At 67.9% G+C, this 23,348-nt stretch carries 22 protein-coding genes; 16 read left to right on the forward strand and 6 right to left on the reverse strand.

What is annotated here, in order from left to right; genetic code table 11:
* The first annotated feature begins 10 nt into the window (after positions 1-10).
* Positions 11-2,569 (forward strand): phosphatidylglycerol lysyltransferase domain-containing protein, encoded by a 2,559-nt coding sequence (locus FBY30_RS14180; protein WP_142135289.1) that lies wholly within the window; start codon positions 11-13, stop codon positions 2,567-2,569.
* A 156-nt stretch (positions 2,570-2,725) separates the two neighbouring features.
* Here the strand turns inward: FBY30_RS14180 and FBY30_RS14185 are convergent, their stop codons facing one another.
* Entirely contained in the window at positions 2,726-2,929 is a 204-nt protein-coding gene (locus FBY30_RS14185) for a cold-shock protein (protein ID WP_003804766.1), read from the reverse strand.
* A 306-nt stretch (positions 2,930-3,235) separates the two neighbouring features.
* On the reverse strand, positions 3,236-3,931 hold the full coding sequence (nucS, locus tag FBY30_RS14190; protein ID WP_142133437.1) for an endonuclease NucS: 696 nt from the start codon (positions 3,929-3,931) through the stop codon (positions 3,236-3,238).
* Between the two features lie 106 nt (positions 3,932-4,037).
* Here nucS and FBY30_RS14195 point away from each other — a divergent pair, with 106 nt between their 5' ends.
* Together FBY30_RS14195 and FBY30_RS14200 are read left to right on the forward strand one after the other, a co-directional pair.
* Entirely contained in the window at positions 4,038-4,391 is a 354-nt protein-coding gene (locus FBY30_RS14195) for an ATP/GTP-binding protein (protein WP_142133438.1), read from the forward strand.
* A gap of 45 nt (positions 4,392-4,436) precedes the next feature.
* Positions 4,437-5,234 (forward strand): alpha/beta hydrolase, encoded by a 798-nt coding sequence (locus FBY30_RS14200; RefSeq protein WP_142133439.1) that lies wholly within the window; start codon positions 4,437-4,439, stop codon positions 5,232-5,234.
* A gap of 76 nt (positions 5,235-5,310) precedes the next feature.
* Here the strand turns inward: FBY30_RS14200 and FBY30_RS14205 are convergent, their stop codons facing one another.
* Complete coding sequence (locus FBY30_RS14205) at positions 5,311-6,630, reverse strand: AI-2E family transporter (RefSeq protein ID WP_142133440.1); 1,320 nt, start codon at positions 6,628-6,630, stop codon at positions 5,311-5,313.
* 234 nt (positions 6,631-6,864) lie between these two features.
* On the opposite strand from FBY30_RS14205, the gene FBY30_RS14210 reads away from it, so the two are divergent.
* Genes FBY30_RS14210 through FBY30_RS14225 form a run of 4 tightly spaced genes read left to right on the forward strand, consistent with a single transcriptional unit; the run spans position 6,865 to position 11,116 of the window.
* A complete protein-coding gene (locus tag FBY30_RS14210; protein ID WP_142135292.1) occupies positions 6,865-8,637 on the forward strand; it encodes a hypothetical protein in 1,773 nt (590 codons plus the stop codon).
* A gap of 51 nt (positions 8,638-8,688) precedes the next feature.
* Positions 8,689-9,672 (forward strand): tetratricopeptide repeat protein, encoded by a 984-nt coding sequence (locus FBY30_RS14215; protein ID WP_142133441.1) that lies wholly within the window; start codon positions 8,689-8,691, stop codon positions 9,670-9,672.
* The gene (locus FBY30_RS14220) at positions 9,672-10,769 is read left to right on the forward strand and encodes an NADH:flavin oxidoreductase/NADH oxidase (RefSeq protein ID WP_142133442.1); all 1,098 of its coding nucleotides are present in this window, start codon (positions 9,672-9,674) and stop codon (positions 10,767-10,769) included. The genes FBY30_RS14215 and FBY30_RS14220 overlap by 1 nt, the downstream gene beginning before the upstream one ends.
* 29 nt (positions 10,770-10,798) lie before the next feature.
* Positions 10,799-11,116: a DUF3253 domain-containing protein gene (locus FBY30_RS14225; RefSeq protein WP_142133443.1), complete on the forward strand. Its 318-nt coding sequence runs from the start codon at positions 10,799-10,801 to the stop codon at positions 11,114-11,116.
* Here the strand turns inward: FBY30_RS14225 and FBY30_RS14230 are convergent.
* Positions 11,092-12,969, reverse strand: a complete 1,878-nt coding sequence (locus FBY30_RS14230; RefSeq protein ID WP_142133444.1) for a Na+/H+ antiporter — start codon at positions 12,967-12,969, stop codon at positions 11,092-11,094. The two genes, FBY30_RS14225 and FBY30_RS14230, sit on opposite strands and share 25 nt — an antisense overlap.
* A 51-nt stretch (positions 12,970-13,020) precedes the next feature.
* Between FBY30_RS14230 and FBY30_RS14235 the strand changes: the two genes are divergently transcribed.
* The 5 genes from FBY30_RS14235 to FBY30_RS14255 all read left to right on the forward strand — a co-directional run bounded on the left by FBY30_RS14235 (position 13,021) and on the right by FBY30_RS14255 (position 18,400).
* Complete coding sequence (locus tag FBY30_RS14235) at positions 13,021-13,815, forward strand: ABC transporter ATP-binding protein (protein WP_142133445.1); 795 nt, start codon at positions 13,021-13,023, stop codon at positions 13,813-13,815.
* Positions 13,797-15,368, forward strand: a complete 1,572-nt coding sequence (locus FBY30_RS14240; protein WP_142133446.1) for a transporter — start codon at positions 13,797-13,799, stop codon at positions 15,366-15,368. Before FBY30_RS14235 ends, FBY30_RS14240 begins: the two co-directional genes overlap by 19 nt.
* Positions 15,369-15,389: 21 nt before the next feature.
* Positions 15,390-16,169: a glucosamine-6-phosphate deaminase gene (nagB, locus tag FBY30_RS14245; protein ID WP_142133447.1), complete on the forward strand. Its 780-nt coding sequence runs from the start codon at positions 15,390-15,392 to the stop codon at positions 16,167-16,169.
* Positions 16,170-16,277: 108 nt separating this feature from the next.
* Positions 16,278-16,616 carry a DUF3039 domain-containing protein gene (locus tag FBY30_RS14250; RefSeq protein ID WP_142133448.1) on the forward strand — a complete coding sequence of 113 codons (339 nt, stop codon included), beginning with the start codon at positions 16,278-16,280 and terminating at the stop codon, positions 16,614-16,616.
* Positions 16,616-18,400, forward strand: a complete 1,785-nt coding sequence (locus FBY30_RS14255) for a DEAD/DEAH box helicase (protein WP_142133449.1) — start codon at positions 16,616-16,618, stop codon at positions 18,398-18,400. The genes FBY30_RS14250 and FBY30_RS14255 overlap by 1 nt, the downstream gene beginning before the upstream one ends.
* A 4-nt stretch (positions 18,401-18,404) precedes the next feature.
* Here FBY30_RS14255 and FBY30_RS14260 read toward each other — a convergent pair whose 3' ends face one another.
* Together FBY30_RS14260 and FBY30_RS14265 are read right to left on the reverse strand one after the other, a co-directional pair.
* Positions 18,405-19,034, reverse strand: a complete 630-nt coding sequence (locus FBY30_RS14260) for an isochorismatase family protein (protein WP_142133450.1) — start codon at positions 19,032-19,034, stop codon at positions 18,405-18,407.
* Positions 19,035-19,043: 9 nt separating this feature from the next.
* Positions 19,044-20,372 (reverse strand): nicotinate phosphoribosyltransferase, encoded by a 1,329-nt coding sequence (locus tag FBY30_RS14265; RefSeq protein WP_142133451.1) that lies wholly within the window; start codon positions 20,370-20,372, stop codon positions 19,044-19,046.
* Between the two features lie 96 nt (positions 20,373-20,468).
* On the opposite strand from FBY30_RS14265, the gene clpS reads away from it, so the two are divergent.
* The 4 genes from clpS (at position 20,469) to FBY30_RS14285 (ending at position 23,342) form a co-directional block, all read left to right on the forward strand.
* Complete coding sequence (gene clpS, locus FBY30_RS14270; protein ID WP_142133452.1) at positions 20,469-20,852, forward strand: ATP-dependent Clp protease adapter ClpS; 384 nt, start codon at positions 20,469-20,471, stop codon at positions 20,850-20,852.
* On the forward strand, positions 20,845-21,411 hold the full coding sequence (locus tag FBY30_RS14275; RefSeq protein WP_142133453.1) for a DUF2017 domain-containing protein: 567 nt from the start codon (positions 20,845-20,847) through the stop codon (positions 21,409-21,411). Before clpS ends, FBY30_RS14275 begins: the two co-directional genes overlap by 8 nt.
* A 66-nt stretch (positions 21,412-21,477) precedes the next feature.
* Entirely contained in the window at positions 21,478-22,548 is a 1,071-nt protein-coding gene (gene murI / locus FBY30_RS14280; protein WP_142133454.1) for a glutamate racemase, read from the forward strand.
* Positions 22,545-23,342 (forward strand): MBL fold metallo-hydrolase, encoded by a 798-nt coding sequence (locus FBY30_RS14285; RefSeq protein WP_142133455.1) that lies wholly within the window; start codon positions 22,545-22,547, stop codon positions 23,340-23,342. Before murI ends, FBY30_RS14285 begins: the two co-directional genes overlap by 4 nt.
* Positions 23,343-23,348 lie beyond the last annotated feature (6 nt).

Consider the following 23,348-nt stretch of genomic DNA (forward strand, 5'->3'; position numbering starts at 1 on the left):
GGCCGCCCTGATGTGGGCCGCCGTCGGACGCCCTGCAGTGCAGCAGGTGCTGCGCACGCTGAAGTCCATGCCGTTCACCCTCGGGGTGGTTATTGCCTTCCTCGCCACCGCCGCCCTGACCGGCAGCTTCCTGGACGGGCCGCCGGAGCAGCTCCTGGAGCTCGCCTCCGTCAGTGGCCCCGGCCTGCGCGGCGGGCAGTGGTGGTCACTGTTCACCAGCCTCTTCTTCGCCACCAACCCGCTGGCTTACATCGCGGCGTCGCTGATGATGGTCCTCCTGCTGGGACTTGCCGAGCGCAGGCTGGGTTGGCGGGCCGCCGTCGGACTGTTCTTCGGCGGCCAGTTCGCGGCCGTCACTGTGTTCCTCCTGGTGACCCAGCTGGCGGGTTATGTCGGGGACGGCTGGCTGGACACCATGGCCGATGACAACCTGATTGGCCCTTACGCCCCGGTGCTGACTGCCGGCCTGGCAGCCAGCGCCCGGATCACCCTGCTGTGGCAGCGCCGGCTCCGCACTGTGGTGCTGTCCATTTCGCTCCTCCTGGTTCTCTATGTGGGACATGCCGAGACGGTGATCGGCCTCATCGGCGCGCTTCTTGGCCTCCTGGCCGGGTGGTGGATCCAGGGGGACCAGGGCCGTCTCCACCGCCACCGGTCCACCGGGCGCGAAACCAGGAACCTGCTGGCGCTCACCGTCGCGGTCTTTGCCGTGGGACCCATCCTGACCGGCATTACACGGGCGCCCACGGGCCCGTTGGCCCTGCTGCGCGACGTTGTGCTGAGCCCGATGCCCACCCTCAGCCAGCTGGTGTTCAACTGCGGTGCCACGGTTGACGCGTCCTGCCTGGAGACAGGACGGGCGGGATTTGCCGGACCGTTCGGTTTGGCGCTGGCGGTGGTGCCGGTCATCCTGCTGCTGATCTGCGCGGACGGCATGCGCCGCGGCCGCCGGCTGGCGCTTAACATCGCCCTGGCCATCCAGCTGGCTGTTACCGCGCTGGCTGCCGTCTACCTGGCCCTGTTCGCCCTGGTCCCGTCCCGCCTGCAGGGGACGCATGCCACGCCGCTGTCCTCGGCTTTCGCGCACGTGCTTCCCCTTGTGGTTGTCCCGTTGCTGCTGGCGGTGGTCCTGTGGCTGAACCGGCGGCAGTTCCGCGTGCAGACCCGTCCCGGCGCCCGCCGGGTGCTCGGTGCTGTGGTGTGCGGAACCTGGCTTGCGCTGGCCAGCTCCTACACGGTGGCCTGGTTTTTGTCCGGGGGACTGGCCCGCGACGGCGGGTTGCTGGGCCTCTTCGCCGAGCTGGCGCGGCAGTACGTTCCGGTGCCCATTCCACAGCATTTCCGCCGGGTCTTTCCTGAGCAGGACAGTGCCGAGGCGCTGTTGTTCGCCTATTCCGGCCCGGTGTTCTGGCTGGTAGCCCTGGTGGCCGTGTGGTGGGTGCTGGTGGGCCGGCACCACGGCCTGAACTTCGGGCGGCAGGACCGGGACCGCGCCCGGGACCTGCTCCACCAGGGTGGGGGCCCTCTGTCATGGATGGCACTTTGGGAGCCCAACACCTACTGGTTCAGCCCCGACGGCGCGGGTGGCATGGCGTTCCAGCAGCACGGGACCGTGGCGCTGACCCTGGGCGGTGCGATCGGCGACCGCGCGGCTGAGCAGCGGGTGACCGAGGGATTCCTGGATTACTGCCGCAGCCAAGCCCTGGTGCCCGCGCTCTATTCCTGCGACGACACCATGTGGCCGGTACTCAGGGAACGCGGTTTTTCCCGCGTTGCCGTTGCCCAGGAGACCCGGCTGGCGCTGGATCAGCTCGAGTTCAAGGGCAAGGAGTGGCAGAACGTCCGGACAGCGCTGAACCGCGCCGCCAAGCTGGGGGTCCACGCCGTCTGGGGCTCGTACCACTCATTGCCGCCGGCGCTGCGGTCACGGCTGAACGAAGTGTCCGAGGAGTGGGCGGCCACCAAGTCGGTTCCGGAAATGGGCTTCACGCTTGGGGGAGTGGACGAGCTCGATGACGAGGAAGTCCTGTGCTGCCTGGCGGTGGACGGCAACGGCACCGTCCACGGTGTGACCAGTTGGCTGCCTGTGTACGACGGCGGGCGGCTGGTGAGCCGGACACTGGACGTCATGCGCCGGGGCAGCGAGGGATTCCCGGGCGTGATGGAATTCCTGATCGCCTCTGCGGTCCTCGAGTTGCGGGACTCGGTGGACATGATCTCCCTCTCCGGCTCACCGCTGGCCAGCCGACCGGACGTGCAGCCGGGGACGGGAGCCGCCGGGGAGGAAACGGAGACGGGGGACGAAAGCACGGAAGCGGGCGCCACTGACGAGGGTGCGCAGAACCTCGTCAGGATTCTGGATCTGGTAGGCCACGCGCTTGAACCGGTCTACGGCTTCCGCTCCCTGGCGGCGTTCAAATCCAGGTTCAAGCCGGAGTACCGGGCGCTCTACCTGTATTACCAGGACCCGCTGCACCTGCCCGCCATCGGCCGGGCGCTGACGCGGGCGTACCTCCCGGGCCTGTCCCTGGCACAGGGCGCCCGGCTGGTCCGCAAATTGGTCACCTGAGGCCGTCCGGCCAGCCTGGAAATGCCCCGCTGGAAAGCCCTTGGCTTTAATGTGGCATTTCCCACTGCATAATTCCGCAAATACAAAATGGTCCCCGGCAAAATTGCCGGGGACCATTTGTCACTGACAGCCGCGGAAAGCGGCCGGGCGGTTTACTTAGACGACTGTTACGCCGGTGGCCTGGGGGCCCTTGGCGCCCTGGCCGATTTCGAACTGAACGCGCTGGTTCTCGTCGAGGGTCTTGAAGCCGCCGGTCTGGATCTCGGAGTAGTGAACGAAGACATCGCCATCGGAGTCGTCCGGGGTGATGAAGCCGAAGCCCTTTTCAGCGTTGAACCACTTGACGGTTCCCTGTGCCATTTATTTCTCCTCATTGTGGAACTTTTTAAGACCGGCACACCTCGTGCCGCCCTTGGTCACTCCGCGAGAAGAATCCTGGATTGCCACGCCCGGAAAGGGGCCTGGCGTTGCAGGAGCTTCGCGCTCGCAACATGTCTTGCGAGCATGAAAAACACCTACACAAAGACTGAGATAAGAATTTCATGCCTGTTCCCGCAGGTCAACGGCCCGAACAGCAAAAAGGCGAAAATTTAGGTAAAAAACAGGTGACGAAGAGGCCTGCTTCGAATGCTGCTATTTAGGTGCCTGAAGCAACAATGGAAATGGCTAGAAGAGCCGGGATTCGCTGTCGTCCACTCCGCGCATCGCGTCGTAGTCAAGCGTTACGCAGTCGATCCCGCGGTCGTTGGCCAGCACCTTTGCCTGCGGCTTGATCTGCTGGGCGGCGAAGATGCCGCGCACCGGTGCCAGAAGAGGGTCCCGGTTGAGCAGTTCCAGATACCTGGTGAGCTGCTCCACGCCGTCGATGTCCCCCCGGCGCTTGAGTTCAATGGCCACCGTGGCGCCATCGGCGTCCCGGGCAAGGATGTCCACGGGCCCGATGGCCGTGAAGTACTCACGCCTGATCAGCGAGTAGCCCTGGCCCAGCGTTTCAATCTGCTCGGCCAGCAGCCGCTGCAGATCCGCTTCCACGCCGTCCTTGATCAGCCCGGGGTCCACCCCGAGGTCGTGCGAGGACTCGCTGATCTTCTCGTGGATGTTGATGATCAGCCGGTCATCGGTCTTGGCGGACTGCACCGTCCACTGCTCCACCACCCCGAGTTCCAGGTCCACCTCGTCCGGGGACGAAACCCGGAGCGTTGCCGGCGGGCTCATCCAGTTCAGCGGCTTGTAGGAACCGCCGTCCGAATGCACCAGCACGGAACCGTCAGCCTTGACCAGCAGGAGCCGGGTGGCGAGGGGGAGATGGGCTTTGAGCCGGCCGACGTAATCAACGGAGCAATGGGCTATGACAAGACGCACGCCGTACAGACTATCGCGTGGGCCCGGGCCGGCCGTGTCCGACGGCGGGACGCACCGTGCGGGAGGCCGTCCAGGGGCAGTGGCGCGGCTGGGGCAGAATGGATACATGCCGCGCTCCAACCGTCCCCGCCGTCCCCCTTCCGGCCGGGGTTCCCTTTCCGGCAGGGGCGCAGGGCGGAAAAGTGCCGGCGACGTTCCCGAACTGGACCTGGAACGTGCGCGGGCGGGAATTGCCCGCCGGGAAAGCGCCCCCGACGGTGAGTGGATGGTGCGCACCATGACCGCAAAAAACGCCGAGAAGACCTACATCTGCCCGGAGTGCTCCACGGCGGTGCTGCCCGGTGTCGCGCACCTCGTGGTCTGGAAGGACGACCACCTCTTCGGCGCCGCGGCAGGCCTGGCCGAACGACGGCACTGGCACACCAACTGCTGGCTGACGCGCAGCTACCGCTACCGCTGACCTGGCCGAACGTCGGGTGCCCCCACTGTCGCTAAGCTGGCAGGCATGACTTTTGATCCGGCGTCGTACCAGTTCACCCAGGCCCAGGGCCCCGTTCCCATCCGTGCCTCCACGGTCCTGCCTGCCCGGCGCGAGAACATCGAGCTGCAGACGGAGGACGGCCACACCCTGGTGGGGGAGCTGGCCATGCCCGAATCGGGTCCGGTGAAAGCCACGCTGATCACGCTCCACCCGCTGCCGACGCACGGCGGCTTCATGGACTCCCACGTCTTCCGCAAGGCCTCCTACCGGCTGCCGGCGCTGGCCGGCATCGCGGTGTTGCGCTTCAACACCCGCGGTACCGCTTCTCCCCGCGGCACCAGCAGCGGGGACTTCGAGGAAGGAGTCGGCGAACGCCATGACGTGGAGGCGGCCGTCCGTTTCGCCGTCGAACGCGGCCTGCCCAACCGCTGGCTGGTGGGATGGTCCTTCGGCACGGAACTGGCGCTGATGTACGGCGCCATCGAACCCGTGGCGGCCCAGATCGAGGGCGCGGTGCTGCTGTCGCCACCGCTGCACCGCGCAACCGACAAACACCTGCAGCTGTGGGCGGAATCGGGCAAGCCGCTCACCGTCCTGGTGCCGGAGCACGACGACTTCCTGCAGCCTGCGGAGGCCGCCGCCCGGTTCCGCATGGTGCCGCAGGCCCGGGTGGTGGGCGTGGCCGGGGCAAAGCACCTGTGGGTGGGGGAGAAGTACGCTGCCCGGGTCCTGAATGACATTGTGGCCCAGGTCAGTCCCGGCCAGGCCGGAGCGGAGCTGCCGCAGGAATGGGACGGCCCGACGGCGACTGCCGGGGCCTAGCACGCACACCCGGGTGGGCGGGGGGGGCTGCAGGCCGCCGCCGGACAGCGTGGTCAGTGCTGGTTTTGCCGGACCCTTAGTGCTGGTCCTGCCGGACGATGTAGATCTCCCGGACCAGCAGCAGGACGGCGGCGGCGGTGGGAATCGCGATCAGGGCCCCCAGGACGCCCAGGAGGCTGCCGCCCGCGATGACCGAGATCACCGCCACGGCACCGGGCACGGCCACCGCCTTCTGCATGATGCGCGGCGAGATGAAGTAGGCCTCGAACTGCAGGTAGGCGAAGTAGCAGATGGCGTAGATGGCGGCCACCTGCCAGCCTTCGGTCAGGGACACGAGGGTTACCACGATGCCCGCGATCATGCCGCCCACGAGGGGGATAAAGGCAAGCAGGACCACCACGAACGCCAGGAGCAGCGCGAAGGGGACGCCCACGATGGACATCACCACGAAGGCGAAGGTGGCGTTGAGCAGCGCCACGCAGGCCTGGCCGATCACGTAGTTGCCCACTGAACGGGTGATTTCCTCCGAGAGGGCGGCCACGCGCTTGCGGCGGGAGCGTGGTGCCAGGCGGTAGCCCCACTTCTTCATGGCCGGCAGTGCTGCCAGGAAATACAGGCTCAGCACCAGGACGATGAGGGCGCCGAAGAGGCCGTTGGCCACGGTGGATCCGAAGCCCAGAACGCCGCCGAAAATGCCGCCCATCGCGGCGGGGTCGTTGACGAACTTGTTGACCTCCTCGGTGATGCGGTCGCGGACGCCGAACTGGTCGTCAAGGCTGCGGAAGAAATCCGAGTCCATGAAGTTGCGCATCCAGTCCGGTGCCTGCCGCACGATCTCGGAGACCTGTTCCACGATGGTGGGAATGAGCGTGGCGAAGAACCCGACGACGGCGCCCATCAGGACCGCCACCGAGACCAGGATTCCCGCCGGCCGGGGAATTTTGCGGCCCTCCAGCCAGCCCACCACGGGCTCCAGGCCCAGGGCGATGAACAGTGCCGCCACGATCCACAGCAGCAGCTGCGTAGTGTGGGAGCCGATCCAGTAGACCAGCAGTGCCAGGCCCACGCCGACGGTGCCCATGAAGCCCATGTACAGCGGATGCTGCGGTGACATGCGCGGGCCCGGGTGGCCGAACTGGGGCTCCTCATCGCCGCCGTGTTCCGTGTCCGGGGCCTGCCCCGTGTATTCCGGTGGCATCTCGAACCGGAGTCTGGGCTGCGCCCCGGGCAGGGGTTGCCGAAGCCGGCGGACCACCTGGCCAAGGGCGGCTGCGGCTGTACCCCTGCGGCGGGCTGTTGCCGCCATGCCGAGGGGAGGTACCGGAGCGGGGACAGGGCCCTTGGGATCCCCGGGATTTGCGGCTGCCGCCGAGGACGGGTCCGTCTTGTCATTCACTGGTTCTAGGGGCCTGTTCCGTGCGTGGCTCCGCCTTCGCGGGCCGGTGTGATGATCATCGCAAACACTATCAGCAGGCTTGCCACCACCTGCCGAAGGCGCTGCCCGGGGGCCTGCAGGGAAAGGCATGGAAGATCCAGACAGGGGCCCCTGGTAACAAAAAGGTTACTATTGAAGGCAAACCCCCGCTGATGATAGGTGTTTCCCTTGCGTTTAAAGACTGCAGCCGCACTTGTGCTGCTCGGCCTCCTGACACTTTTGGCCGGCATCGGCCAGAGAACCATCTGGGCTCCATCCGAGACGTTCACCGCCTCCGCGCCGGCCGACGCCGCCGCCGCACCGCTGACGGTCATTGACCAGAAGCTGCGTACCCTGCATGGCGGAACCGTCAAGATCAACATCCAGGGCGACGGGAACTTCATGCTGGCCTCAGGCCGGCCCGACGACGTCGATGCCTGGGTTGGGAAGACGGCCCACAACACCATCACCGGGGTTTCCGAGGACGAAAAGTCACTCCAGGTTGACCACGCCGACGGCGATGCTGCGGCTCCGAACCCGGCCGGCTCGGACTTGTGGGTGACCAACGAGAACGCCAGCGGTGAGCTTGAGTACACCTGGACCCCGCCGGCTGACGGCGAGTGGACCCTCCTGCTCGCCTCCGATGGCACCAAGCCGGCGCCTGCCTCCGTGTCCATGACGTTCCCGAACGACACCTCCACCCCCTGGGCTGTGCCGCTGATGGTCCTGGGCAGCCTGCTGATCGTGGCCGGAATCGTCCTGGCGCTGCTGGCAGCCCGCCGGAAGAACGGCGAAGGCGACGCTCACGGCAGCGATGGCCACAACAGCGACGGCGGCAGCAGCAGCTACGCCCGCCGCGCCCGTGCACGCAATGCCAAGCCCGCCGGCGCCGGCCCGCAGAACGAGGGCGCGCTGAACCCAGGGACACCAAATGCCGGCACCCAAAACCAGGCGCCGTCGTCGTCCTCTTCCTCCTCCAAGGCCACCATGGTGGCAGCCGCCGTTGCTGCCGCTGTGCTGGCAGGTTCGGCCACCGCCGCCCAGGCGGCCAGCCCCAGCCCGCAGCCTTCCGGCAGTGCCTCGTCGCCGGCCAAGGAAGCAGCCGGTGTGCCGGTGCTGCTCGATGCCCAGTTCCGCCGGATCCTGGAGCAGGTATCCAGCGCCACCGATGCCGGGGACGCAGCCAAGGACGCGGCGAAACTGGCCGGGCGGGTGGGCGGACCCGAACTGGAGATCCGCACCCAGAATTACAAGATCCGCTCCCAGGTTGGCTCTTACGAGCCGCGGATGCCGGTGCGCTCCACCAAGCTGCTGACGTACGTGGTCACCAGCGACCGGAACTGGCCGCGTTCGGTGCTGGCCGTGACCCAGGGTGAAGGCAACGTGGTTCCGCAGATCCTGACGCTGGTCCAGCAGTCGCCGCGCGAGAACTACAAGCTGACGGAAACCACGCCCCTCCAGCCGGGCACCACGTTCCCCAACATCAGCCGCGGGGGTACTGAGACCCTTGCCGCCTCGGACAAGTCCGGCCTGCTCTACAGCGGTGAGGAAGCGATGTCCGGACTCGCCGACCGTCTTACGTCGGCCGACTCACCCTTCAAGGACAAGCTGGTGGAAGGCCAGTCCTCGCCGTACATCGCCGACACCCTGTCCTACCAGGCCGAGGTGGTGAAGTCCGGCGAGAACGGCAACTTCTCCTTCACCCACAAGGTGGTTCCGGAAAACACCGTGGTGTTCCGCACCGCTGACGGCGGGGCCCTGGTCCTGGGCCGCATCAACTTCGGCTTCGAAGGCACACCCAAGGCGGCCGGTGACAAGCTCAGCATCGGTGACGACGCCGCAGCCCTGGCCGGCGGCAAGGAAACCACCACGGGCATGGTCCTGAGCTTCGCCGAATCCATGGCGGTCTATGTGCCCCCGGCAGGTTCCACGGACCCCATGAAGCTTGTTGCCGCCACCCGCGGCCTGGTCGGCGCCAGCTTCAAGTAGGGCCTGGCTGTATTACCACCGGCAGCGGCCGGAGTGGCTAGAGTGGGAAACATGAGTTCGCCAGCTTCCCGCCCAGTCCCTCCTGCCGCTGCCAACCTGCTTAACCTGCGCGGCGCCGTCGACCTTTCTTCGCTGAAGCGCCCCGCAGCTCCGTCCGGCCCGGCTCCTTCCGGGCCCCAGACGGGAACGGCCCAGGGGGCACAGCCCGACGGAGGACCGGAACTCAAGGTCAACGTCACCGAAGCGAACTTCCAGCAGCTGGTTGAGCTGTCCGCGCAGGTGCCGGTGGTGTTTGCGCTGTGGGCCCCCTACTCGCCGGAGTCCAGCAGGATGCTTGACACCCTTGACCGGGTGGTGGCGTCCTACGGAGGGCGCCTGGTCCTTGGCGCGGCTGACATTGAAGCCTTCCCGCAGCTTGCGCAGGCCTTCCAGGTGCAGGCTGTTCCCACTGCCGTTGCCGTCCTCAAGGGACAGCCGGTGCCGCTCTTCCAAGGCGCGGCGGACGAGCAGCAGGTGCGCAGCCTCTTCGACGAACTTCTCAAAGTTGCCGCAGCAAACGGAGTCACCGGAAGCCTGGATGCCGGCGCGTCCGGCGGCCAGGAACCTGCCCCGCTGCCGCCGCTGCACCAGGCCGCGTTCGACGCCATTGAGGCCGGCGACTACGCCGCAGCCGCCGAAGCCTACCGCCAGGCATTGAAGGAAATGCCGTCGGACCATGAAGCCAAGGCGGGCCTGGCACAGGTGGAGCTGATGGACCGGCTGCAGTCGGTGTCCGCACAGGACAGCGACGCGCTGCGTGCACTTGCCGCCAACGAACCGGACAACCTGGATGCGCAGCTTGGCGTGGCGGACCTGGACGTGGCCGGCGGGCACGTGGAGGACGCGCTGAACCGCCTGGTGGCCTTCATTGGCAGGAATTTTGGCCCCGAACGCGAGGCCGCCCGCGTGCGGCTGCTGGAACTCTTCGACGTGGTGGGCGTCGGTGACGAGCGCGTGGCAAAGGCGCGCCAGGCACTCGCGCGGGTGCTGTTCTAATGCCGGCGCTGTTCCAGCCGCTGACCCTGCGGGGCATGGAGCTGCAGCACCGGGGCTGGGTGTCGCCCATGTGCCAGTACAGCTGCGATCCCGACGACGCCCCGGGCGTTCCGCACGACTGGCACCTGGTGCACCTGGGCGGCTTTGCCGTGGGCGGCGCGGCGATGATCCTCACCGAGGCCGCGGCAGTGAACGCCGAGGGCCGGATCAGCCCCCGCGACGCAGGCCTCTACAACGACGAGCAGGCGGCGGCGTGGGAGCGGATCATTTCCTTCGTCCACCGGAACGGTGTGGCCGGCACCAAGATCGGGGTCCAGTTGGCCCACGCCGGCCGAAAGGCCTCCACGTACTGGCCCTTTTCCGGCAAGCACGGCAGCGTTCCGGCGTCCGAGGGCGGCTGGGAGACAGTTGGCCCGTCCACCACTTCCTTTGAGGGCTACGCGGCGCCTGCCGCCATGACCGTGGAGCAGATCCACGGCGTCATCGACGACTTTGCCGCCGCCGCTGTCCGTGCGGTGGATGCCGGTTTTGACACCATGGAGATCCACGGGGCGCACGGTTACCTCCTCCACCAGTTCCAGAGTCCGCTCATCAACCAGCGCGAGGACGAATGGGGCGGGGACGAGGCCGGACGGAACCGCCTGATGCTGGCCGTGGTTGATGCCGTCAGGGCAGTGATTCCGGATTCCATGCCGCTGCTGCTCCGGGTTTCGGCCACTGACTGGGCGCCGGGCGGCGTGGACCAGGCGGCGTCGGTCCGGCTGGCCCGGGAAGCAGCTGCCCACGGTGTGGACCTGGTGGACGTCTCCAGCGGGGGAGCCGTGGCCCACCAGCAGATCAAGTCGGGGCTCGGCTACCAGACCGGTTTCTCGGCCGCCATCCGCGAAGAGGCCGGCGTCGCCACCGGCACGGTGGGCCTGGTGACCACTCCCGGCCAGGCAGAACACGCCGTTGCCACCGGCCAGGCCGACGGCGTCTTCATCGCCCGGGCCGCGCTGCGCGATCCGCACTGGTGGCTCCGTGCCGCCTTCGAGCTGGGCTACGACCTCCCCTGGCCGCCCCAGTATGAGCGGGCTGTCCCGCGGCGCACCTTCTAGGCCGATTTTTTTGACGCAGGGAGTCCGGCATGGCGCGCAGCGGCGGGAATGATCAGCAAAACCCGGTTGAAGGGCAGCTGGAAGCGAAGATCCTGGAGCTCCTGGCGGCCAGGGCGGCAACTTCCACCATCTGCCCCTCCGATGCCGCCAGGGCCGTGGGCGGTGACGAATGGCGCCACCTCATGGAACCGGCGCGGGAGGCTGCCCGGCGCCTGGTCGACGCCGGCCAGGTGCACATCACCCAGGGCGGATCCGTCGTCGATCCCGCCACGGCGAAGGGACCGATCCGGATCCGCAAGGTACGCCCACCGGCCACGCCCGGTCAGCCCAGCAGCTCGTCCACGTAGCACCAGCGCCAGTCTTCGCCGGGCTCCGCACTGCGCATGACGGGGTGGCCCGTTTCCTTGAAGTGGCGGCTGGCGTGGCGGCCGGCCGAGGAGTCGCAGCAGCCAATGGTCCCGCAGGCGAGGCACATGCGCAGGTGCACCGGCGAAGTTCCCTCCCGTTCGCACCCGGCACAGGCGGGGCTGTCGGGGACCGGGGCCGGAAGGGCAGCCGTGAGGTGGTCACACACGCCGCCCGGCTGGGCCAGCCCCTCGCCGCCGCCCCCCTCGGCGGCGGAATCGAGCTCATTGAAGGAAGCGTCCAGCATGGACTCCTCCACGTCCAGCCGTTCCAGGACTTCGCTGAGCACTTCATGGGCGAAGTCCCCGCCGCGCCTGAGCTCCAACACCTTGTCCCGTTCAGCCTCCAGCATGGCCATCCGCAGCTGGGCGTAGCGCTGGCTGGGGGTGGTGGCCTCGGCCGTCGGCCTGCCCAGGCGCTCCCAGGCCGCCAGCCCGCGTTCCTGGGTCCGGCGCCGGAGCATGTCCATGACCTCCGGCGGGTCGCTCTCGCGCCGCAGCTGCTCCAGCCGCTCCATGCCCGCCGCCGTGGCCAGCTGCACCAGCGAGGCCTGGTTCAGGGCGTCCTCCCGCCGGTCCGGCCCCGGCACCCCCAGCGCCCGCACCAGGGCGGGCAGAGTAAATCCCTGCAGCACCAGCGTGCCGCCCACCACCACCATGGCTGCCAGGACCAGCACGTTGCGGTGCTCCAAATCACCGGGCAGGGTCAGGACGGCGGCCAGGGTGACTACGCCGCGCATCCCGGCCCACGACACGATGGCCGGGAACTGCCAAGGCGGAGCCGGATCCGTCCGACGCACGGAAGGAATCAGGCGGGGCAGGTACGTCGCGGGGAAGACCCAGGCAGGCCGCAGCACCAGCACGGCCAGAAGGATCACCGCGCAGCCAAGCCACACGCGGCCCGCGCCCAGCGAATCGTCCTGCACGCTCTCAACGATGGTGCGTACCTGCAGGCCGATGAGCAGGAACACCGAGTTCTCCAGCAGGAACTGGATGGTGTCCCAGTTGCTCCTGGCGCTTTGACGCGCGGCGCCGTTGGGCATGGACGGTGCCTTGGTGCCCATCACCAGGCCGGTGACGACGACGGCGAGTACTCCGGAGGCGTGGATGGCCTCGGCAGGCAGGTAGGCAACGAAAGGCGCCATCAGTGACGTCGAGGTGTTGATGGCCACGTTGTGGACCCGTTTCCGGATTTCGGTGAGGACATACGCGACGGCGAGGCCCACCGCCAGGCCGCCGCCGGCGGCCACCACGAACCCGCCGGCGACGTCCAGCGCGGAGACCGAGCCCGCGATGGCCGCCACCGCCGCCCGCAGGCACACCAGCGCCGTGGCGTCATTGACCAGCGATTCGCCTTCCAGGATGTTGACGATCCGGCGGGGCATTCCCACTTTGCGGGCAATGGCCGTGGCGGCCACCGCGTCCGGAGGCGCCACAACGGCGCCCAGGGCGAAGGCGGCGGCCAACGGGATCTCCGGGAACAGCCACCACACCACCACCCCCACGCCCAGGGTTCCGAAGATGACGTATCCCACGGACAGGAGCCCAATGGAACGCCGGTTGGTCTTGAAGTCGAACAGCGACGTGCGGAACGCCGCCGCGTAGAGCAACGGCGGGAGCAAGCCAACCAACACCAGCTCCGGGTTCAGCTCAACCGGCGGAATGAGGGGCAGGAACGACCCCGCCACCCCGGCCAGGACCAGAAGCAGGGGAACCGGGATATTCAGTTTGCGGCCCAGGGCGCTGCCGGCGCACACCACGGCAACGATCACCAGCAAACCCAACGCGATGTCCATTCCGTAAGTCTCGCACCCCCGCGGCACTGGTCCGCCGACTAGGCTTGCCTCATGACTGCTCCGATACCAGGCCAGGCGCCGAGTCCCGGGCCGGTAACGGCCCTCTCCCTGCGCGGGCTGGCGAAACGGTTCGGGGGGAAAATCGCCGTGGACGGCATCAGCCTGGAGGTGCCCGCCGGTTCGTTCTTCGGCATCGTGGGACCCAACGGTGCAGGCAAGACCACCACGCTCTCCATGGCCACCGGCCTCCTGCGCCCCGACTTCGGCACCGCCGTGGTGCACGGCGTGGACGTCTGGCAGCACCCGCTGGAGGCCAAACGGCTCATGGGCATCCTGCCCGACGGTGTCCGCCTTTTCGACAGGCTTACCGGAGAGCAGCTGATCACGTACGCCGGGCTGCTGCGGGGCATGGACAAGGCGGTGGTGGCCGCCCGCGTGGGGGAGCTGCTGGCAGCCATGGACCTCACCCAGGATGCCGGCACGCTGGTGGTGGACTACTCCGCCGGCATGACCAAGAAAATCGCCCTGGCGTCCGCCCTGATCCACGCCCCGCGGCTCCTGGTGCTGGATGAGCCCTTCGAAGCCGTCGATCCGGTGTCGGCAGCGAACATCCGTTCCATCCTTGACCGGTACGTCGCCTCCGGTGGAACCGTCATCGTTTCCAGCCACGTCATGGACCTGGTGCAGCGCATGTGCGACCACGTCGCAGTGGTGGCCCGCGGCCGGCTCCTGGCGGCGGGAACCGTTGACGAAGTGCGAGCCGGCATGTCCCTCGAGGACCGGTTTGTGCAGTTGGTGGGCGGGCACAGCCACACGGAAGGGCTGGAATGGTTGCGCACCTTCTAAGGCTCAAGCTCACACTGCTGCGCAATGGACTGCGCCGCAGCCCCTGGCAGCTGGTGGGCATGGCCATCGCGGGACTCTACGCGCTGGGAGTCGTGGCAACACTGGTCATTGCCCTCGTCCTGCTCCGGGGCGCCGGACCCGTGACCGCCCATACGGCGGTGGTCCTGGGCGGCTCCGCCGCGGTACTGGGCTGGGGCGTGGTTCCGGTGGTGGCGTCGGCCACGGACATGACCCTGGACCCCGCCCGCTTCACCACCTTCGCCATACCCATGAAGCAGATGCTCGCCGGCCTGGCGCTCGGCGGGTTGATCGGCATTCCCGGCCTGGCTACCGCACTCGTGGCCCTGTCCACCGTGGCCACCTGGTCCCGCGGAGTGCTGCCCGCGCTCGCAGCCCTGCTCGGGGCATCCCTTGGCGTCATGACCTGCGTAGTCCTCGCCAAGGTGGTCACCACCGCCACGGCAAGCCTTGCTGCCTCCCGGCGGTTCAAGGACATCAGCGCCATCGCGTTCATGGTGCCCCTGGTCCTGCTGGGCCCCATCGTGGCAGGCGTTGGGCGCGGCATCTCCGCCTCCACGGGATTCCTGCCGGAGTTCGCCCGGACCCTGTCCTGGACGCCGCTTGGCGCCCCGTGGGCCCTCGGCGGTGACATCGCGTCGGGGCGGCCCGGGGAGGCCGGGGTGAAGCTGCTGCTTTCGGTGGTTGTCCTGGCCGCCCTTGGCTGGTGCTGGAAGCTGCTGCTCGAGCGCGCGCTGGTCACGCCGCCCTACGCCGGTGCCGGGAAGCGCAGGGGCGGAAAGCTGGGGCTGTTCGGCGTGCTGCCTGCCACCCCTGCCGGTGCCGTGATGGCAAGGTCGCTCACTTACTGGCTCCGGGACCCGCGCTACTCCGGCTCCCTGGTGGTAATCCCGCTGCTGCCCGTGGTGCTGGCGTTTCAGGGGACACAAACCGGAAGCTACGGCAGCCTGGCCTTCCTGGCCCCGCTGGCCGCGTTCATCCTGGCCTGGTCGATCTCCGCCGACGTCTCTTACGACAACACCGCGTTCGCGCTGCACCTCGCCACCGGCGTCCGCGGCGTGGCCGACAGGCTGGGCAGGGCATTGGCGTGCCTGACGTTCGCCCTGCCGGTGGTGCTGGTGTTCTCGGTGGGCTACGCCGCGTTCACCGGCAACTGGACGGCGTTGCCCGGGCAGCTGGGGCTCAGCCTGGGAATTCTCTTCACCGGCCTGGGCCTGTCCTCGGTGGTCTCTGCCCGGTACACGGTCATCGTCCCGCTGCCCGGGGACAGCCCGTTCAAGAAGCCTCCCGGCAACGTGGGGCAGACCATGGCCGTGCAGTTTATCGGAATGCTGGTCCTGATCGTTTTGGTCCTGCCCGAGGGCGCGCTGCTGGTGGCAAACGCAGTGACCGGGAACATCCTGTTCGGCTGGCTCACCCTGGCGGCAGGCGTCGTCCTGGGCCTGGTCCTCTTCCTGGCCGGTGTCCGGCTGGGCGGCAAGTGGCTCGACGCGCGCGGACCCGAGCTTCTTGCCCAAGTCACCGTCAACCGCTGACAGCTCAAGGAAAGGAACTCCATGGAGATAGTGATCCTTAGCGGCAGCAGGCAGATCGGAAAGCTCGCTGCCGACGCCATTGAACAGCTGATCCGGCGCAAGCCCCACGCTGTCCTGGGCCTGGCCACGGGCTCCTCGCCGCTGCCCGTCTACGATGAGCTCGCCGTCCGGCATGAACAGGGCCTGGACTTCAGCAGGACCTCCGCTTTTGCCCTGGACGAGTACGTTGGCCTGCCCGCCGGCCACCCCGAGTCCTACCGTGAGGTGGTCCGCCGGGAATTCACCAACCGGGTGAACATCGCGCCGGAGAACGTCCATGGCCCCGACGGAACCGCGGGGGACATCCCCGCTTCCTGCGATGCCTATGAACAGGCCATCATTGCGGCCGGGGGCGTGGACCTGCAGCTGCTCGGCGTGGGCACGGACGGGCACATCGGCTTTAACGAACCAGGCTCTTCCTTCGCCTCCCGGACGCGGATCAAAAGCCTGATCGAACAGACGCGCCGGGACAATGCCCGGTTCTTCGACAGCCTCGCGGAGGTGCCGCACCACGTCATCACCCAAGGCCTGGCCACCATCATGGCAGCGCGCCACGTGGTCCTCGTGGCCACGGGCGCGCAGAAGGCGCAGGCCGTCCGCGATTTCGTGGAGGGGCCCGTCGCCGCCATCTGCCCCGCATCCGTGCTGCAGTTCCATCCGCACGCCACCGTCCTGCTGGACGAGGCCGCTGCCTCGGCCTTGAAGCTGGCGGATTTTTACCGCCACACCTATGAAAACAAGCCCGCTTGGCAGGGGCTGTAGCAAGGCCAGCGGGTGCGCCGCCAGGGAGCAAAAAGTACGACGGCGGGCGGTGCCGGATCCCGGCGCGGGCGTGCCGCCGTCGAACGCCCGGCCGGCGGAACGGCTAAGATGGATGGCATGACTAGCATGACGGACCCTCTCGAAAACGACCCCATGCGCGAGCTTTCCGGGGCTGGAACGTCCACGGCCACCATTGAGCGCGAGGAACTGCGCCAGGAAGTGGAACCGGGGGACCGGGAGCGCTTCGCACACTATGTGCGGAAGGAAAAGATCATGGAGTCCGCCATGACCGGGGAACCCGTCATTGCCCTGTGCGGCAAGGTCTGGACCCCGGGCCGGGATCCGAAGAAATTCCCCGTTTGCCCCGAGTGCAAGGAAGTCTATGATGGCCTCCGCCCGGGCAATGACGGCGGGAAGGGTCCGGGCGGCTCGGGCAACAACAAGTAGTGACGGAGACGCTCTTTGGCGGCCCCACCCTGCCTCCGGCCTACCCGGAACGTGCAGCCTGGGGAACCGCCCCGAAACTCCGTGCCTGGCAGCAGGAAGCCCTCGACCTCTACCTGAAGAACAGTCCCCGCGACTTCCTCGCGGTGGCAACCCCCGGTGCCGGTAAAACCACCTTTGCGCTCCGGATTGCCTCCACCCTGATCGATTCAGGTGCCGTGAACCGCGTGACCATTGTTGCGCCTACGGACCACCTGAAGCGCCAGTGGGCGGATGCGGCGGCGAAGGTGGGCATTGCCATCGACCCCAACTTCAAGAATTCCGACGGCCAGCACGGCCGTGGCTTCATCGGCGTTGCCGTTACGTATGCCCAGGTGGCCAGCAAGCCAATGCTGCACCGCGCCAAGACAGAGGCCGCCCGCACCCTGGTGATCCTCGACGAGATCCACCATGGCGGCGAAGCCCTGTCCTGGGGTGACGGCCTGCGTGAAGCGTTCGATCCCGCAGTGCGCCGGCTGTCCCTGACGGGTACCCCGTTCCGCTCGGACACCTCGCCCATCCCGTTCGTGGAGTATGCGGAGGACCGGGATGGCATCCGGCGCTCCAAGGCTGACTACACCTATGGCTACGGCAACGCGCTAAGGGACCACGTGGTGCGCCCCGTGATGTTCATGGCCTACTCCGGCCAGATGCGCTGGCGTACCAGCGCCGGCGAGGAAATGGCTGCGTCGCTTGGCGAGGCTGCGGTGACCAAGGACATCACGTCTCACGCCTGGCGGACCGCGCTGAACCCGGCGGGGGAGTGGATTCCCGCTGTCCTGGCCGGTGCCGACAGGAGGCTCAGCGAAGTCCGGCGGACCGTGCCCGACGCCGGCGGCCTTGTCATCGCCACCGACCACGAGGACGCCCGCGCCTACGCCGGCCAGCTGAAGAGGATCACCGGCGAATCCCCCACCGTCATCCTCTCCGACGACGCCAAGGCCTCCAGCAAGATCGAGGAATTTTCGGCCGGAGACAAGCGCTGGATGGTGGCCGTCCGCATGGTGTCCGAAGGCGTTGACGTGCCGCGGCTCTCCGTCGGCGTCTACGCCACCTCCACGTCAACCCCGTTGTTCTTCGCCCAGGCCGTGGGACGCTTCGTGCGTGCCCGCAAACGGGGCGAGACGGCGTCGGTCTTCCTGCCGTCCGTCCCGCAGCTGATGGCGCTGGCCAACTCCATGGAGATGGAGCGGGACCACGCGCTGGACCGGCCGGAGAAGGAGGACGGCGACGGCCTCTTCAACCCGGAAGATTCGCTGATGGAAGAGGCCAACCGGGAGGAGAAGGCCTCGGACAGCCTGACCAAGGGCAAGTTCGAAGCGCTGGACTCCCAGGCCTCCTTTGACCGGGTCCTGTTCGACGGCGGCGAGTTCGGCACCGGCGGCGAAGTGGGGTCCGACGACGAAATGGACTTCCTGGGCATCCCCGGGCTCCTGGATGCCGAGCAGGTGGGCATGCTCCTGCGCCAACGCCAGCACGAGCAGTTGAACCGGCGGAACCGGAAGGCGCCTGCCGCCTCCGCCGAAAGCGCCGCACCCGCCGTGCCGGACCACCGCATGCTGATGGACCTGCGCAACGAGCTTGCCAAGAACGTGGCGGCCTGGTCTGCGCGGACCGGCACGCCCCACGGCGTGGTCCACACCAAGCTGCGGACCGTTTGCGGCGGCCCTCCTGTGGCGCAGGCCAACGAGGAACAGCTGAAGTCCCGGCTGCGCAAGCTCCAGGACTGGTTCGTGGGCCGCAAGTAGCGGCTCAGGCGATATCGGCTCCGCCGAGTTCCAGCTCGGCCATAGTGTCTTCCAGGTCCTCGGCGATCCCGGCGGTCAGCGACCGCACCACCGTGACGCCGTACCCTGCCTGGACGGCATCCAGTGCCGTGGCCTTCACGCAGTAGTCGGTGGCGATGCCAACCACCACCAGGTCCTCCACGTCGTGGCTCTGCAGCCAGTCGTCGAGGCCGATGGCGTCCTCATCGGATTCGAGGGCATCGGTGCCGGGCAGCCCGCCGGCCTGGCGTTCGCCCGTAGGGACGGCGTCCTCAGGGGCCAGCAGGCCCTCGAAGCCGGAGTAGGCGGCAGCGAACTGGCCTTTCCGGAAGTACGCGTCCACGTACTCGGTGTCCAGGTCGGGGTGCAGCTCCGCTCCGCGGGTGCCTGCCACGCAGTGCCGCGGCCAACTGTCCTTGTAGTCCGGCGTATCCGAGAAGTGGCTGCCGGGATCGATGTGCCAGTCCTGCGTGGCGATGACGTAGTCGAAGTCCCGGTGGTGGTTGTCGAGGTACTCGCTGATGGCTCCAGCCACCGCCGCTCCGCCCGGAACGGCGAGCGAGCCGCCCTCGCAGAAATCGTTTTGGACATCCACGATGATCAAAGCGCGGGCCATCGGTGCTCCTCAGTTGTCTTCGTAGAGAGTGGGGATTGCGGGCTCGCCGCGCTGCAGGCGGTTGACCACCGGCGGCAGTTCCAGCATGGAGTCCGCATGGCGCTGCCGCGCGCGGAGCACGCCCTCGTTCCCGGTCCAGCCCGGAAGCAGCTCGCCGTTCTTCATGAAGTGCTGCAGCAGAGGACGGTCGTTGCCGTCGTCCTCCGGCCGGTGGCCCACGCCCACCACCTCGGCGGTGGCCCTGCCGCGTTCGTCCAGCTTCCGCAGCGCGTACTTGCGTCCGCCCACGCTGGCCTTGTTCTTGGCAGCCTTGGCCACGGACACGAAGTTGCCGTCATCGCCCGTGCGGCTGACCAGTTTGTAGACCATGCTGGCGGTGGGGGCGCCGGAACCGGTGACCAACGAGGTGCCCACCCCATAGGAGTCGACGGGGGCTGACTGCAGGGCCGCGATGGCGTACTCGTCCAGGTCGGAGGTGACCACGATCTTGGTGTGCTCGTTGCCCAGGTCGTCCAGCAGCCGGCGCACCCACTGTGCCTGGGCCACCAGGTCACCCGAGTCCAGCCGGACGGCGCCCAGCCGGGGACCTGCCAGGTCAACGGCCGTGCGGACGGCCTTCTCGACGTCGTACGTGTCCACCAGGAGGGACGTGCCCTCGCCCAGCGAGGCAATCTGGGCTTCGAAGGCCTCCCGCTCCGTGTCGTGCAGCAGGGTGAAGGAGTGGGCGGCCGTGCCCAGGGTCTTCACGCCGTAGCGGATGCCCGCCTCGAGGTTGGAGGTGCTGTCAAAGCCGGCGATGATGGCGGCCCGCGCCGATGCCGTGGCGGCTTCCTCATGGGTGCGCCGAGAGCCCATTTCGATGCAGGGCCGGCCGCCCGCCGCACTCACCATCCGCGACGCGGCCGAGGCGATGGCGGTGTCGTGGTTCAGCACCGAGAGCAGGTAGGTCTCCAGCATGCAGGCTTCCGCGAACGACGCCTCCACGATCAGGATGGGCGAGTTGGGGAAGTACGCGTCGCCCTCGGCATAGCCCCAGATGTCCCCGGAGAATTTGTAGTTGGCCAGGTATTCCAGCGTCTCCTGGTTGACCACGTGTGTACGTTCCAGGAACTCCAGCTCGGCCTCCCCGAAGCGGAAGTTCGCAATGCCTTCCAGGAGGCGCCCGGTGCCGGCGACGATGCCGTAGCGCCGTCCGTCGGGCAGCCGCCGCGCGAACGCCTCGAACACCGACCTGCGGTGCGCGGCCCCCGAATGGAGGGCGGCCTGCAGCATGGTCAGCTCGTAGTGGTCGGTATAAAAGGACGTGCGGGGATGGTCCCAGCCGGCTGAGGTGCTCACGACAGTCACTCTAGTCCCCGCCGGCTCCCGCGTCTCGCTTCGCTTCGCCGTGGGGCCCTCGCCGGCGTGGGCCCATGCGCCCCATAGAATGGACAGATGACCATAAGCGTTGCGCCCGGCCCTGATACACAGGAGGGCATCCGGACCGGCACAGCAGAGTCCACCGACTCCCTGACCGCGCCGGACATCCCCTGGAACCTGGTGATCTGGAACGATCCCGTCAATCTCATGAGCTACGTCAGCTACGTGTTCCAAAGCTACTTCGGCTATTCGGAGACCAAGGCGAACAAGCTGATGATGGAGGTCCACAAGAAGGGCCGGTCCATCGTCGCCTCGGGCAGCAAGGAACAGGTGGAGCGCCACGCCGTGGCCATGCACGGGTTCGGGCTCTGGGCCACGGTGGAAAAGGCCAGCGGTGGCCCCGGCGGCAACTCGGGCAAGTCCGGCGGTTCGGGCCAGGGTAAGGGGAAGCGTGGCTAAGGCATTCAAATATGGACTCAAAGGCATCACCGGGTACCTGGAACCGGCCGAACGGGACCTGCTGCGCAGCCTGATTGACGATGTCATTTCCATGCTCCAGCCGGAGGACCGTGCCGGGCAGGACCCGCTGGCGGCCTTGATCGGGCTCGACATGGACGTGGCCGAGCCAACGGACCGTGCCGTGAAGCGGCTGCTGCCCAACGTGGTGAAGGACGACGGCGGCGCGTCCCTTGAGTTCCGCCAGCTCACCGAGCGTTCACTGCGGGAAACAAAGATCGGTGCGCTGCGTGCGGCGGCGCTGGACCTGGACAAGGACGAGATCGTGCTGACGCCCGAGGGCGCAAAGCACTGGTCCATGGCACTGAACGATGTCCGCCTTGTATTGGCAGAGCGGCTGGACATCAGGGACGAAGCCGACGCCGAGCATGTCCACCGTATGCAGGACTGGTCCCAGGCCGAGGATGTGGAGAGCTACCTGGCGCTGGTGTACAACTTCACCACCTGGCTGCAGGAGTCCCTGGTCCAGGCCATGCTGCAGTCCATGGAATCCCGCCGGTGAGCCACGGCGGCCAGGGGGAGGCCGTCCGCTGTGACACAGCAGACACGAGTCGCTGGACACAAGATGATGACTGACGCTTCCGGGACCACCTATCCTCGAATAACCATGACAACAGCCTCGAGCGCGGAACCACCGGCGGAAACATCGCCCGCGGCCGCCGCAAGTGACCTGCCGGCCGCCGCCCCTGAAGCCCGGCCCATCGGCGTCTTCGATTCCGGCGTTGGCGGCCTCACCGTGGCCCGCTCCATCATTGACCAGCTTCCCAACGAGTCGATCCTCTACGTGGGGGACACCGCCCACGGCCCCTACGGGCCGCTGCCCATCGCGGAGGTGCGGGCCAACGCCCTGGGTGTGATGGACGAACTGGTGGACTCCGGCGTCAAGCTGCTCACCATCGCCTGCAACTCGGCGTCGGCCGCTGTCCTGCGGGACGCCCGTGAACGGTACACCGCCAAGTACGGTATCCCGGTCATCGAGGTCATCCAGCCCGCGGTGCGCCGCGCAGTTGCCGCCACCCGCAGCGGGAAGGTGGGCGTGATCGGAACCTCCGCCACCGTGGGCTCGCGGGCCTACGAGGACACCTTCGCCGCCGCCCCGGACCTGGACATCACGTCCGTGGCATGCCCTGAATTCGTCAGCTACGTGGAGGCCGGCATCACCACGGGGCCGGCGCTGCTCGCCGTCGCCGAGGAATACCTGGCCCCGCTGAAGGCGGCCGGCGTGGACACCGTAGTGCTGGGCTGCACGCACTACCCCCTCCTGACGGGCGTGATCTCCTACGTCATGGGCGCCGACGTCACCCTGGTGTCCAGTGCCGAGGAAACCGCAAAAGACGTTTACCGCGCCCTGGCCACCCACAACCTGCAGCGGACCTCCGAAGCCCCTCCCGAGCACCACTTTGTAGCCACCGGCGACGCAGGGCAGTTCGAGGCGCTCGCCCGGCGGTTCCTGGGCCCGGAGGTCCTGTCCGTCCGGCACGTGGACCACGTGGCCGCGCAGTACCCCACGGGGAGCCTGGCCCGCATCACCCCGGAGATGATCGCCGCGGCACAGAGCGCGCGGAACCGCCCCAGGATCTCCAACTTCGTGGGCGGCGGATTGGCCGACGCCGGCCGCACCGGAGGTCCCGGCCAGTGAAGCTGACCATTGTGGGGTGCACGGGCTCGTTCCCCGGGCCCGGCTCGCCGGCGTCGTGCTACCTCCTGACCGCCACCGACGGCGAGCGGACCTGGAAGGTGGTGATGGACCTCGGCAGCGGTGCGCTGGGGGCCATCCAGCGGTACACGGACCTGGAGGACATCGACGCGATCTTCCTCACCCACCTGCACCCGGACCACTGCATGGACCTGTGCGGCCTGCACGTGGCCATCCGCTGGAAGCCCGGAGGCTGGGGCCGCGGCCGGATTCCCGTGTGGGGCCCCGCCGCCACGGCGGACCGGATGGCTACCGCTTACGGGCTGGACCTGGACCCGGGCATGCATGAAGAGTTCGACTTCACCAACTGGACCGAACGCAAACCGGTGACCGTGGGCCCCTTCACCGTCACCCCGTTCACCGTCAACCATCCCATCGAGGAGGCCTACGCCCTCCGGGTGGAAGTGGTTGAACCCGGCAAGGACGGCGCCCCGGTATCCCGCGTCCTGACCTATTCCGGAGACACGGATTCCTGCGCCGGCCTCGAGGAAGCTGCCAAGGACGCGGACCTGTTCCTGTGCGAGGCAGCTTTCGAAGAGGGCCGGGACGACGGCATCAGTGACGTCCACCTCACGGGCAAGCGGGCTGGTGAAGCGGCAGCAGCTGCCGGTGCGCGGCGGCTCCTGCTGACCCACATCCCGGTGTGGACCTCCCAGACCACCGTCATGGCCGAAGCCCGTCCGGTGTTCCCGGGCGACGTTGCCGTTGCCGTGGCGGGCGTGCACTACACCATCTAGCCGCCT

The organism is Arthrobacter sp. SLBN-83 (assembly GCF_006715285.1).
GTDB lineage: Bacteria > Actinomycetota > Actinomycetes > Actinomycetales > Micrococcaceae > Arthrobacter.

Excerpts from the sequence above, each read along its gene's own strand:
- FBY30_RS14220 (WP_142133442.1), top strand. The coding sequence starts at position 9,672 with ATGCCGGCGCTGTTCCAGCCGCTGACCCTGCGGGGCATGGAGCTGCAG.
- FBY30_RS14250 (WP_142133448.1), top strand. The coding sequence starts at position 16,278 with ATGGATGGCATGACTAGCATGACGGACCCTCTCGAAAACGACCCCATG.
- FBY30_RS14260 (WP_142133450.1), bottom strand. The coding sequence starts at position 19,034 with ATGGCCCGCGCTTTGATCATCGTGGATGTCCAAAACGATTTCTGCGAG.
- FBY30_RS14215 (WP_142133441.1), top strand. The coding sequence starts at position 8,689 with ATGAGTTCGCCAGCTTCCCGCCCAGTCCCTCCTGCCGCTGCCAACCTG.
- FBY30_RS14180 (WP_142135289.1), top strand. The coding sequence starts at position 11 with ATGTGGGCCGCCGTCGGACGCCCTGCAGTGCAGCAGGTGCTGCGCACG.
- clpS (WP_142133452.1), top strand. The coding sequence starts at position 20,469 with ATGACCATAAGCGTTGCGCCCGGCCCTGATACACAGGAGGGCATCCGG.
- FBY30_RS14185 (WP_003804766.1), bottom strand. The coding sequence starts at position 2,929 with ATGGCACAGGGAACCGTCAAGTGGTTCAACGCTGAAAAGGGCTTCGGC.
- FBY30_RS14225 (WP_142133443.1), top strand. The coding sequence starts at position 10,799 with ATGGCGCGCAGCGGCGGGAATGATCAGCAAAACCCGGTTGAAGGGCAG.
- nagB (WP_142133447.1), top strand. The coding sequence starts at position 15,390 with ATGGAGATAGTGATCCTTAGCGGCAGCAGGCAGATCGGAAAGCTCGCT.
- FBY30_RS14235 (WP_142133445.1), top strand. The coding sequence starts at position 13,021 with ATGACTGCTCCGATACCAGGCCAGGCGCCGAGTCCCGGGCCGGTAACG.
- FBY30_RS14240 (WP_142133446.1), top strand. The coding sequence starts at position 13,797 with ATGGTTGCGCACCTTCTAAGGCTCAAGCTCACACTGCTGCGCAATGGA.
- FBY30_RS14200 (WP_142133439.1), top strand. The coding sequence starts at position 4,437 with ATGACTTTTGATCCGGCGTCGTACCAGTTCACCCAGGCCCAGGGCCCC.
- murI (WP_142133454.1), top strand. The coding sequence starts at position 21,478 with ATGACTGACGCTTCCGGGACCACCTATCCTCGAATAACCATGACAACA.
- FBY30_RS14195 (WP_142133438.1), top strand. The coding sequence starts at position 4,038 with ATGCCGCGCTCCAACCGTCCCCGCCGTCCCCCTTCCGGCCGGGGTTCC.
- FBY30_RS14230 (WP_142133444.1), bottom strand. The coding sequence starts at position 12,969 with ATGGACATCGCGTTGGGTTTGCTGGTGATCGTTGCCGTGGTGTGCGCC.